Raw genomic sequence first — 13153 nt, forward strand, 5'->3', positions numbered from 1 at the left:
ATTACCGGATTTTTTATAATTTGCAAAACTATGCACGCATAGTAGTTTTTTGAAACCAAAGAACTACTAGAAATATTATAAAACAACATATGACAACAATTACTAGACTTTTTGATTTCCCTCACTATCAACTAAAAAAATTCAATTTAGACAAAGCTTTAGTTACTAAATATGATGGTAAATGGGTTGCAACATCTTCTGCAGATTATGTAGAAAAGGCAAACCAGATAAGTCGTGGTTTACTTAAATTAGGAGTACAACCCAATGACAAAATAGCGATTATATCAACTAATAACAGGACCGAATGGAATATAACCGATATTGGTGTTCTTCAGATAGGTGCTCAAGATGTACCTATATATCCAACGATATCTCAAGATGATTACGAGTATGTTTTAAATCACTCAGAATCTGTATATTGTTTTGTCTCCGACGAGGAAGTCTTTCAAAAAGTAAAAAACATTAAAGGTAATATACCTTCATTAAAAGAAGTATATTCTTTTAATGACATAGAAGGTTGTAAAAGTTGGAATGACGTACTAGAACTAGGAAAAGATAACAGCACTCAAGAAGAGGTAGAAAAAATTATGGCTTCTGTAAAAGAAGATGATCTTGCTACTTTAATATATACTTCAGGGACTACAGGAAGACCCAAAGGAGTAATGCTTAGTCACAGAAATATTGTAAGCAATGCCCTTGCCAGTTCTACTCGATTTCCGCTTACCGAAGGAACAACAAAAGCATTAAGTTTTTTACCTGTTTGTCATATTTATGAGCGAATGACCATGTATTTTTATCAATACCTTGGTGCCTCTATTTATTTCGCAGAGTCTCTAGAGACTATTAGTGATAATCTTAAAGAGGTAAAGCCTGAGGTAATGACCGCAGTGCCAAGATTACTCGAAAAGGTATATGATAAAATCATCGCCAAAGGAGCAGATCTTACTGGTGTTAAAAAGAAACTATTCTTTTGGGCAGTAGAACTAGGTTTAAAATATGAGCCTTATGGTGCCAACGGCTGGTGGTATGAAAAGAAACTAGGTATAGCGAGAAAATTAATTTTCAGTAAATGGCAAGAAGCTCTAGGTGGAAACATTAAGGTGATTGCTTCGGGTAGTGCCGCATTACAACCAAGATTGGCAAGAATATTTAATGCTGCCGGACTTGCCGTAATGGAAGGATATGGTTTGACCGAAACATCTCCTGTAATTTCTGTAAATGATACTAGAAATAAAGGTTTTAAGATTGGTTCTGTTGGAAGAATATTACCAAACACCGAAGTTAAAATTGCCGAAGATGGAGAAATCTTAATAAAAGGCCCTCAAGTAATGCAAGGGTATTATAAAGATGAAGAGAAAACAAATGAAGCTTTAAAAGGTGGATATTTTCATACAGGAGACATTGGTGAAATAGACAATGAAGGGTTTTTACGAATTACAGATCGTAAGAAAGAAATGTTTAAAACCTCTGGTGGTAAGTATGTCGCTCCTCAATTAATTGAAAATGCAATGAAACAATCTCGTTTTATTGAACAAATTATGGTTATTGGCGAAGGAGAGAAAATGCCCGCGGCTTTTATTCAACCAAATTTTGAATTTTTAAAAGATTGGGCAGAGCGTAAAGGACTTACTGTAGGTGATTCGTTTAATGAAATTATTGCTAATCAAACCGTAATTGATCGATATCAAGAAGAAATCGATGAGCACAATGAAAAATTTGGAAAATGGGAACGAGTTAAAAAATTCGAACTTACTCCTGACGAATGGAGCATTGATGCAGGTCACCTTACTCCTACCATGAAACTAAGAAGAAAAATAATAAAACAGAAATATACTGAATTATACTCCAAAATTTATGGCTAATTCAATTCACTGATTACATTATTAATCATGCATAAGCTTAACTGTAAATCAGTAAACTCCTCATTTTATGGGGAGTTTTTTTATTAATTCAGCAAAAAAATGTAAATTACTTCATCTTTTCTTAAATTTTTATCTTATTTATTATGCGTGCATAATAAATTTTTCTTACCTTTACATTCACAATAATTTTTGAATGAGGGAAAAAACAATTGATTACGCTCTTCGCGCCACATGGATGGCTGTTGCCAAAATGTATAACGAGGAAGCAAGCAAGAAGGGAAGTACGATGGCCACTGGGTTTGCGCTTTTAAGCATAGATCCCGAAAATGGTACTCCATCCACTTCATTAGGCCCCAAGATGGGCATGGAAGCGACTAGTTTATCACGTACTTTAAAAACCATGGAAGAAAAAGGACTCATTTTCCGAAAAAAGAATCCTCAAGACGGACGTGGTGTTTTGATCTACCTAACACCTTTTGGCGTAGAAATGAGAAATTTTTCTAAGGAAGTTGTTTTTACATTTGATAATACTGTAAAAAAACATATCCCAAAAGAAAAATTAGATACTTTTTTAGAAGTATTTCAACTCATAAACGATCTAATTTCATCTAAGAAAATTTACACGAAAAAAGAATCTATACAATAATATCTTAACAACCCGAAGTTAAAAAATGAAAAGAGTCATTAAAAAAGTTGCAGTTGTCGGTTCAGGAATCATGGGATCCGGTATTGCATGTCATTTTGCTAATATTGGTGCAGAAGTGCTTTTATTAGACATCGTTCCAAGAGAACTAAACGACAAAGAAAAAGCAAAAGGTCTTACTTTGGAAGATAAAGTAGTCCGTAATCGGTTAGTGAATGATTCTCTTACCGCTGCTCTTAAATCCAAGCCCTCTCCTATTTACAGTCAAAAATTTGCAAATCGTATTACCACAGGAAACCTTGAGGATGATATTGCAAAAGTTGCAGATGTAGATTGGATTATTGAGGTTGTAGTAGAAAGACTTGATATTAAAAAACTAGTTTTTGAAAACTTAGAAAAACATAGAACTCCAGGTACTTTAATTACCTCTAATACATCTGGAATCCCTATAAAATTTATGAATGAAGGAAGAAGCGAAGATTTCCAGAAACATTTCTGCGGAACACACTTCTTCAATCCTGCACGATATCTAAAATTATTTGAAATTATACCTGGACCTAATACATCTAAAGAAGTATTAGATTTTCTTAATGGTTACGGAGAACAATTTCTTGGCAAAACTTCAGTAGTTGCCAAAGATACTCCTGCTTTTATAGGTAACAGAATTGGTATTTTCAGTATTATGAGTTTATTCCATATGGTACAAGATATGGGATTAACTATTGAAGAAGTAGATAAGTTAACCGGACCCGTAATTGGTCGTCCTAAATCTGCTACATTTAGAACTGTAGATGTTGTTGGACTTGATACTTTGGTTCATGTAGCAAATGGTATTGCCGATAATTGTCCTGATGATGAGCGTCATGAATTATTTAAACTACCTGGTTTCATCAATACAATGATGGAAAACAAGTGGTTAGGAAGTAAATCAAAACAAGGTTTTTATAAAAAGAACGTAACCGCAGATGGGAAAAGAGAAATTCTTTCTTTGGATCTTGATTCATTAGAATATAGAGAGAAGAAAAGAGCTTCATTTGCAACTTTAGAAATGACCAAAACTATTGATAAAGTTATTGATCGTTTTAAAGTTTTAGTTTCTGGTAAAGATAAGGCAGGAGAATTTTATCGTAAAAATCTTTCTGCGCTATTCGCATACGTATCTAACCGTATTCCAGAAATAACTGATGATTTATATAAAATTGATGATGCTATGAAAGCTGGGTTTGGATGGGAACATGGCCCTTTCCAGATTTGGGATGCTGTAGGTGTTGAAAAAGGTATCGAAATGATGAAAGCTGAAGGTTATGAACCAGCAGCTTGGGTAAATGATATGATTGCCTCTGGAAATACATCATTTTATACCGTAAAAGAAGGAGCTTCGTATTTCTATGATATACCAACCAAGAAACAAGAAAAAATACCAGGTCAGGATTCATTTATTATTCTAGATAATATTCGTAAATCTGCTGAGGTATTTAAAAACAGTGGTGTTGTTGTAGAAGATCTTGGTGATGGAATTCTTAATGTAGAATTTCAGAGTAAGATGAACACTATTGGGGGAGATGTTCTCGCTGGCTTAAACAAAGCAATAGACATTGCCGAAAAAGATTTCCAAGGATTAGTAGTTGGTAATCAAGCAGCCAATTTCTCGGTAGGAGCAAATATTGGTATGATATTTATGATGGCTGTTGAGCAAGAATATGATGAGCTGAACATGGCAATAAAATACTTCCAGGATTCTATGATGCGTATGCGCTACTCAGGTATTCCAACAGTAGTTGCTCCGCATGGAATGGCTCTAGGAGGTGGATGTGAAATTTCGCTTCATGCTGATAAAGTAGTTGCTGCCGCAGAAACATACATGGGACTTGTAGAGTTTGGTGTTGGTGTGATTCCTGGTGGTGGTGGATCAAAAGAAATGGCATTAAGAGCTGCTGATCTTTTTAAGAAAGATGATGTAGAGCTTAACGTACTTCAAGAACACTTCTTAACTATTGGTATGGCAAAAGTATCTACTTCTGCTTATGAAGCTTTTGATACTAATCTTTTACAGAAAGGAAAAGATATTGTAGTTGTAAATAAAGATCGACAAATCGCTACAGCCAAAGCTCATGCAAAATTAATGGCAGAGCAAGGATATACACAACCTCCACGTCGTAAAGATATTAAAGTGCTAGGAAAACAAGCACTAGGAATGTTCTTAGTAGGTACAGATTCTATGGAAGCAAGTAGATACATCTCAGAGCATGATCATAAAATAGCAAATAAGCTTGGATATGTAATGGCTGGTGGTGATTTATCCGAACCAACCTTGGTAACAGAGCAATATTTACTTGACCTAGAACGTGAAGCTTTCTTGTCTTTATGTTCAGAACGTAAGACTCTTGAGCGTATCGAGCATATGCTAAAGAAAGGAAAACCTCTTAGAAACTAGAACACCGAAAAAGAAAAAAAGAAATGAAAACAGCATATATAGTAAAAGCATATAGAACAGCCGTAGGAAAAGCGCCTCGCGGAGTGTTCAGATTTAAAAGAACAGATGAGCTTGCTGCAGAGACTATTCAGCATATGATGACAGAGTTACCTCAATTAGACAAAGCTCGTATCGATGATGTAATTGTAGGTAATGCAATGCCAGAAGGGTCTCAAGGACTTAATATGGCACGTCTTATCTCACTTATGGGTTTAGATTCTATTGATGTCCCTGGAGTAACTGTAAATAGATTTTGTTCCTCAGGAATCGAAACTATCGGTATTGCAGCAGCAAAAATACAAGCCGGAATGGCAGATTGTATTATTGCTGGAGGAGCAGAAAGTATGAGTTCTGTTCCTATGACTGGTTATAAAACAGAACTTAATTATGACTTAGCAAATTCTGGTCATGCCGATTATTACTGGGGAATGGGTAATACTGCAGAAGCAGTTGCCGACCAGTTTAAAGTATCTAGAGCAGATCAAGATGAATTTGCTTATAACTCACATATGAAAGCTTTAAAAGCACAAGCCGAAAATCGTTTTCAGGATCAGATCGTACCTATTACTGTTGACCAGGTTTATGTTGATGCTAACGGTAAAAAAGCCACAAAATCTTATACCGTAACCAAAGATGAAGGCCCACGTGCTGGAACTAGTAAAGAAGTTCTTGGTAAACTTCGTCCTGTTTTTGCTGCTGGCGGTAGTGTTACTGCTGGTAACTCCTCTCAAATGAGTGATGGTGCTGCATTTGTAATGGTAATGAGCGAAGAGATGGTAAAAGAATTAAATCTTGAGCCAATTGCAAGAATGGTAAACTATGCCGCCGCAGGTGTAGAACCTAGAATTATGGGTATTGGTCCCGTAAAAGCAATTCCTAAAGCATTAAAACAAGCTGGCTTAAAACAAGAAGATATTGAGTTAATAGAGCTTAATGAAGCTTTTGCTTCTCAATCACTTGCTGTGATGAGAGAACTTGGATTAAATCAAGATATCGTAAATGTTAACGGTGGAGCAATTGCTCTAGGTCATCCACTAGGGTGTACTGGCGCTAAACTATCTGTACAATTGTTTGATGAAATGCGTAAGCGCGATATGAAAGGAAAGTATGGTATGGTTACTATGTGCGTAGGAACTGGACAAGGTGCCGCTGGTATCTATGAATTTTTGAACTAAAAAGATAAAAGAAAATAACACTAATAAGATGAGTACTGAAACTGTAAATAAAGATATTCTTAGAGGAGGACAATTCCTTGTTAAAGAGACCAAAGCTGAAGATGTATTTACTCCAGAAGATTTTTCTGAGGAGCAAAAGATGATGCGTGATAGCGCAAGAGAATTCGTAGATCGCGAACTATGGGCACATTGGGAAAAATTTGAATCGAAAGATTACGCATACACAGAGCAGTGTATGAAAAAAGCCGGTGAGCTAGGTCTTTTGGGAGTTTCTGTTCCTGAAGATTATGATGGATTAGGAATGGGGTTTGTCTCTACCATGCTAGTATGTGATTATATATCTGGAGCTACAGGGTCATTTAGTACTGCTTTTGGAGCACATACAGGTATTGGTACCATGCCAATTTCTTTATACGGAAATGAAGAGCAAAAGAAAAAGTATGTTTCTAAACTAGCTACTGGTGAATGGATGGGAGCATATTGTTTGACCGAGCCAGGTGCGGGATCTGACGCAAATTCAGGAAAAACCAAAGCTGTATTATCTGATGATGGAAAGCACTATTTAATTTCTGGTCAGAAAATGTGGATCTCAAATGCAGGATTCTGTAATGTAATGATTGTTTTTGCTCGAATTGAAGATGATAAAAACATTACTGGATTTATTGTAGAGCATGATCCATCAAATGGGATTACACTTGGAGACGAAGAAAAGAAATTAGGTATTCACTCTTCTTCTACTCGCCAAGTATTTTTTAGTGACACCAAAGTACCGGTAGAAAACATGTTATCTGAAAGAGGTAACGGTTTTAAAATTGCAATGAATGCCCTTAACGTTGGTCGTATCAAATTAGCCGCAGCTTGTTTGGATGCACAACGTAGAGTGATTGGTGAAGCTACAAAATATGCAAATGAGCGTATCCAGTTTAAGACACCAATTATGAATTTTGGAGCTATTAAGTCCAAAATTGCTGAAATGGCTACAAGTACATATGCAGGAGAATCTGCTTCGTATAGAGCAGCAAAAAATATTGAAGATAGAATTTCTATCCGTCAAGCAGAAGGAAACACACATCAAGAAGCAGAGTTAAAAGGTGTAGAAGAATATGCTATCGAGTGTTCTATTCTTAAAGTAGCAGTTTCTGAAGATGTTCAAAGTACCGCCGATGAAGGTTTGCAAATATTTGGAGGTATGGGATTCTCTGCAGATACTCCTATGGAATCTGCTTGGAGAGATGCTCGTATTTCTCGTATTTATGAAGGTACTAATGAAATTAACCGTATGTTGGCAGTAGGTATGCTTGTTAAAAAAGCAATGAAAGGTCATGTTGATCTTTTAGGTCCTGCGATGAAAGTTGCCGATGAATTAACAGGTATCCCTTCTTTTGATACTCCTGATTATTCTACATTATTTGCAGAAGAAAAAGAAATTCTTGCTAAGCTTAAGAAAGTATTCTTAATGGTTGCTGGATCTGCTGTTCAAAAATTTGGTCCTAAATTAGAAGAGCACCAACAGTTATTAATGGCTGCTTCAGATATTCTAATCGAAATCTATATGGCTGAATCTACTATACTACGTACAGAGAAAAACGCAAAACGTTTTGGTGAAGATACTCAAGAAATTCAAATTGCAATGACTCAGCTATATCTTTATAATGCCGTAGATATCGCTATCAAAAAAGGAAAAGAAGCTATCGTTTCTTTTGCCGAAGGTGATGAACAAAGAATGATGCTTATGGGTCTTAAACGTTTTACCAAATATACTAATCAACCTAATGTTGTAGCGTTAAGAACTAAAATTGCAGACAAAATTGCCGAAGAAAATGGATATTTCTTAGGATAATTATAAGTCATATTGCCCTCCCTATGGCACTAAACTAGGGAGTTGTTTAATTTTGATTTAAAAACCCGCCTTTTCATATTGGGTAAAAGGCGGGTTTTTTATTTTGGTTATTCTAACAATGGAACTATTTATTCCTCAGTTTCTGTATAAGAATACTATATAAATCTCAAATACAACCATTTATATTGTTATTTCACGCTCTTTTAAGAAAAATAATGATAATTTATCAACACGAAAACGTTGTAGTAGTCCAGGAACTCTTTCCAATTGAATATTTCGTAATAACTTAGTGAAAATTTAACACAAGAAACACTTTTACAAACAAAAAATTACTAATTATGAAATTCATTGACTTTCCTACGAAAACCGGAAATTTGTTTGAGCTACTTTTATCATATCATATAGAGATCCCTTCTTAATTTGATAAAGTAATACTCTTTTTTATTTTTTAGATCTAATATCAAGAAAAAATCATTCTCTAATTAGAGGATTAATTGTTTCCTTTACTCCTTAAAAAGTGCGAAACATATTCTTTATTCGTATATCTAAAGGCTTTTCAATATTACATATCAACTTGTTACCCCATTTTCTGTAACCTATAGATATATAATAACCTTGTTATTCAGATATTATTTCCAAAAAATATTCCTGCAGTATAATTAGCAGATATTATTTTCTACTAGTTAACACGAACTCTTATTTATCACCAAAATTATCACCGAATTAAACTTAAAAATTGCAAAAATGAAACGAAAAAATGTAAAATCAATTTTAGTACTGTTCTTGCTGTTTACCCTCCCCTTTCTTAGCACAGCACAAGATGAAGATGTATTGTTTCAGGCTTTCGACTGGAATGTACAAAACCAACCAGCAGGACAAACCTGGTATAACGTGGTATCACAAAGCAGAAATGCCATCAATGATGCAGGCATTGATTTAATATGGATGCCGCCACCAAGTAATTCTGCAGCACCACAAGGATATTTACCAAGAGAAATTAACAACCTAAATAGTGCCTACGGAACTCAAAATCAGTTAATCAATCTGATTAATCAATATCACAGTTTAGGGATGAAAGTAATTAGTGATATCGTAATCAATCATCGAGTAGGTACCAATGATGCTGTTACTTTTACCAATCCGGCATGGCCAACATTTTATATCACTGCGGATGATGAAGGAAGGAATTTTGTAAATGGTCCTGTAGAATTTAGTATTAATGGTGATTTTGTACCTGGCACCAGTTTAAAATCAGACGGTTCAAGTGGCGGTTTTGCAGCGGCTAGAGACTTAGATCATAAAAACCCTGCGGTTAGACAAGAACTTATTACATGGATGCGTTTCTTAAAAAATGACATCGGTTTTGATGGATGGAGATATGATTTTGTACATGGCTATGATCCTATTTATAATAAAGAATATAATGATGCCACAAGCCCATATTTTGCTGTTGGAGAATTACTAGAAAGCAGTCGTGTACAAACAAATAATTTTGTGAACCGAACACAAGGATCATCGTCTGCTTTTGATTTTAACACCAAAGTAAGCCTACAAAATGCCATAAGAGATAATAATCTTTCTTATTTAAGAGATGGCCAAGGCCGACCATCGGGAATGATCGGAATAAACCCAACGAAATCTGTTACATTTTTGGATAATCATGATACGGGAGCTGCGCAACAATGTTGTGGACCTGATTATGTTTTTCCTGGAGGAGAAACAAATCTTCGAAAAGGGTATGCCTACATTTTAACACATCCAGGAAATCCCATGGTTTTCTGGACACATTTCTTCGATACAGGATTAGGAGTTAGGAATGCTATCAAAGATCTTATTGCAATTAGAAAAGATGTTAGAGTTTTCTCTGGTTCATCTATTAATATAGCCGAAGCTCGTAATAATCTGTACGCCGCTTATATCGATGGTAGAGATGGCACCATTGCTATGAAATTAGGAAACGGTAACTGGTCTCCAAATGGAAGCGGTTGGACACTAAGAACTTCGGGTACAGACTATGCCGTATGGACCCAAGGAGGAGATACCACCGGTGGTGGAGAAACAGTTGCTCCGTTTACAGTTAATTTCTTCAAACCTAATGGCTGGGGTAATAATATTAACGCATATTTCTTTGATGCTAATGCTAATGCAACTTTACCTGGAACCTCAGGATGGCCTGGGCAGTCCATGACAAATATAGCAGGCACAAATTGGTATTCATACACGGTAACTCCACAAGCCGGAACAACTGCAAATAATATCAGAGTAATCTTTAATGATGGTAATAATCAAACCGATAATTTACCTCGTAGCACAACTGGATGGTACAGAGGTAACAGTTGGTCAAACACCTGCCCGAGTAATTGTAGTGGATCTACAACCTCTAATAATGTTACTCTAAACTTCAGAAAACCCGGTGGTGGCTGGGGCAATCTTACAAATGTATATGTGTACAATAAAAGCACGAATAGTACTTTATCTGGTACATCAGATTGGCCAGGTCAAAGAATGAATAACCTTAGTGGCACATCTTGGTGTAGAGAAACATTTACGATACCAAATGGTATTAATCCAAATGATATTGGAGTTGTATTTAACAACGGAAGCGGACAACAAACGGTTGATCTAACTAGAGGTACCAATGGTTGGTATAGTGTTACGGGTTCACAAAACGGAAAAAGAACAGGAACATGGTCTAATAATTGCCCCACAGGTTGTCCATCTAGAAGTGCAATTGCTTCGGTTGATAACGATGGCAAAACAGACCATACTCTTGGCGAGGCAATTCTTTCTCCAAATCCAATTACAAATCAAACTAAACTGTATTTGACTACCCAAGATAATGGACTGTTAGAAATAACCGTTTCAAACATTTTGGGGCAATCAAAAACTTTGTACAGCAAAACAGTTAAGGCAGGGAATCAAATTATTGATATTAATAGTGATTCAATAAAACAATCAGGAATCTATTTTTATACTATAAAACTAGAAGGAAGTACTATAGGTCAGTTAAAGGCTATTAAACAATAATTAAATTTTCCCTTTTTTTCACTTTCAGTGATTATTCTGTTAGAAGGGTATGCGGTTGTTACTTATTTATAAGTAGCAACCGCTTTTTTTAAATTTTGTTTATTACTTTTATAAGAAATTAAGCACATAATCCGACCTATGAATCAATCACTTATTCCTTTTATTCTAACCCTACTATTAACTTTTGGCTGTAAGAATGAAGTAAAAGATGTTGAAAAGAAACCTTTAGCGCATACAGAATCAACAACAAATGTTTCAGATCTTAATTCTAAGGTTGATCATCAGATAAGAGAAGTAAAAAAAGCAACTATCGTTCCTAAACTTGATGGAGATATGAACGATCCTATTTGGAATCAAGTAATATGGCATGGTTTGGACCAAAAATGGCTTGGCTCACCGTACGAATTCAATGATTTTTTTGGGCGATATAAAATGGTATGGACACCTGAGGCATTATATCTTTTGGTAGAAATAAAGGATAATATTTTATATGATCAAAACAAAGATCCCCTAACACTTTGGTGGGATGATGATTGCGTAGAAATTTTTATAGATGCAGATAACTCCGGGGGAGGTCATCAATATAACAATAATGCTTTTGCGTATCATGTAGCATTAGATGGTAATGTGGTAGATCTAGGTGAAGATCAAAAACCTTTACTTTATAATAATCATGTAACTACAAAAAGAGTAACCAAAAATGATGTTTCTGTATGGGAGTTTGAAATCATAGTGTATGATGACACCTATAAAGAAGGTGAAATTAATGATCCTGTAGTACTCACTAAAGATCAAAAAATTGGTTTTGCTCTTGCTTATAATGATAACGACGGTAGTAAAGAACGAGAAAACTTCATTGGTTCTGTTTTTGTTCCTGGAGAAGATAAAAACCAAGGTTGGATCAATGCAGATATTTTTGGAACCATAATACTACGGGAATAAACTTTTATATTCGCAATCAAATACACCATTACTCTGAAACCAAAATTTTACATACTTCCTGTAATTATTATTTCGCAGTTTTTCTGTACCTCATTGTGGTTCGCCGGTAATGCTGTTATTGATGATCTTGCTACTCAATTTAATGTAGAATTTAATATTTTGGGTTATTTGCTATCGTTTGTACAATTTGGGTTTATAGCCGGCACACTTACGTTCGCTTTATTAACTCTTGCAGATCGATTTTCTCCATCTAGAATATTTATGATTTGTGCTTTTTTGGGAGCTATTTGTAACTTGCTTATTTTAATTCCGAATATTACGGTTTTCAATTTATTAACCGCACGTTTTGGTACCGGTTTTTTTCTTGCTGGAATATACCCTATAGGAATGAAAATAGCATCAGATTATTACAAGGGAGGCTTAGGAAGAGCTCTTGGTTATCTAGTAGGAGCACTAGTATTGGGTACAGCTTTTCCACATTTAATTAATGAATTATCCTGGAGCAGTGATTATAGAGCTGTAATTATTAGTACTTCTGTTTTAGCAGCAATAGGTGGGTTAAGCATGTGGCTTTTTGTTCCTGATGGCCCTTTTAGACGACCCGTTTCAAAATTACAACTAGGGATTGTAACTCAATTGTTTAGTATTCCTAGTTTTAGAAAAGCAGCCTTTGGTTATTTTGGTCACATGTGGGAACTTTATGCTTTTTGGGGGTTTATCCCAATAATTCTTAAAACGTATGCCAAGCTCCATGGTATACAAATACAAATTGCTTTTTGGTCATTTATTGTAATAGGTATTGGTGTTATTTCTTGCATACTAGGAGGTTTAATTTCTTTAAGACTCGGTAGTAGAAAAGTAGCCTATAACTCATTACTGGTATCTGGAATATTTTGTATTACCTCTCCTTTACTTTTTCAATTACAACCTCAATTTTTTATTGTTGCCTTATGTATTTGGGGGATGTTAGTTATTTCAGATTCGCCACAATTTTCGACTATGGTAGCGGCTTCATCTCCGCCAGAATTAAGAGGAACCGCTTTGACAATAACGAATTCAATAGGCTTTGCTGTTACTATTATTAGCATTCAATTATTATCATTTTTACTCGAAAAGATTGATCATACATTATTATATTTATTTCTAGTAATCGGCCCTGCTTTTGGGTTATATGCATTGCGAAAATAATTG

Annotated in this window: 8 protein-coding genes; all 8 read left to right on the forward strand. The window is 35.2% G+C overall.

Annotation, left to right across the window (positions count from 1 at the left end):
- The first annotated feature begins 89 nt into the window (after positions 1-89).
- Positions 90-1862, forward strand: a complete 1773-nt coding sequence (locus DK508_RS08085; RefSeq protein WP_109300235.1) for a long-chain fatty acid--CoA ligase — start codon at positions 90-92, stop codon at positions 1860-1862.
- 193 nt (positions 1863-2055) lie between these two features.
- Entirely contained in the window at positions 2056-2508 is a 453-nt protein-coding gene (locus DK508_RS08090) for a MarR family winged helix-turn-helix transcriptional regulator (protein ID WP_109300236.1), read from the forward strand.
- Between the two features lie 25 nt (positions 2509-2533).
- Entirely contained in the window at positions 2534-4939 is a 2406-nt protein-coding gene (locus DK508_RS08095) for a 3-hydroxyacyl-CoA dehydrogenase/enoyl-CoA hydratase family protein (RefSeq protein WP_109300237.1), read from the forward strand.
- A 23-nt stretch (positions 4940-4962) separates the two neighbouring features.
- A complete protein-coding gene (locus DK508_RS08100; protein ID WP_109300238.1) occupies positions 4963-6153 on the forward strand; it encodes an acetyl-CoA C-acyltransferase in 1191 nt (396 codons plus the stop codon).
- Positions 6154-6181: 28 nt separating this feature from the next.
- The gene (locus DK508_RS08105; RefSeq protein ID WP_109300239.1) at positions 6182-7993 is read left to right on the forward strand and encodes an acyl-CoA dehydrogenase family protein; all 1812 of its coding nucleotides are present in this window, start codon (positions 6182-6184) and stop codon (positions 7991-7993) included.
- Positions 7994-8737: 744 nt separating this feature from the next.
- Positions 8738-11020 carry a starch-binding protein gene (locus DK508_RS08110; protein WP_109300240.1) on the forward strand — a complete coding sequence of 761 codons (2283 nt, stop codon included), beginning with the start codon at positions 8738-8740 and terminating at the stop codon, positions 11018-11020.
- A 138-nt stretch (positions 11021-11158) separates the two neighbouring features.
- Positions 11159-11962 carry a sugar-binding protein gene (locus tag DK508_RS08115; RefSeq protein ID WP_109300241.1) on the forward strand — a complete coding sequence of 268 codons (804 nt, stop codon included), beginning with the start codon at positions 11159-11161 and terminating at the stop codon, positions 11960-11962.
- Between the two features lie 69 nt (positions 11963-12031).
- Positions 12032-13150, forward strand: a complete 1119-nt coding sequence (locus tag DK508_RS08120) for an MFS transporter (RefSeq protein WP_370443837.1) — start codon at positions 12032-12034, stop codon at positions 13148-13150.
- Positions 13151-13153 lie beyond the last annotated feature (3 nt).

Source organism: Aquimarina sp. AU474 (assembly GCF_900312815.1).
GTDB lineage: Bacteria > Bacteroidota > Bacteroidia > Flavobacteriales > Flavobacteriaceae > Aquimarina.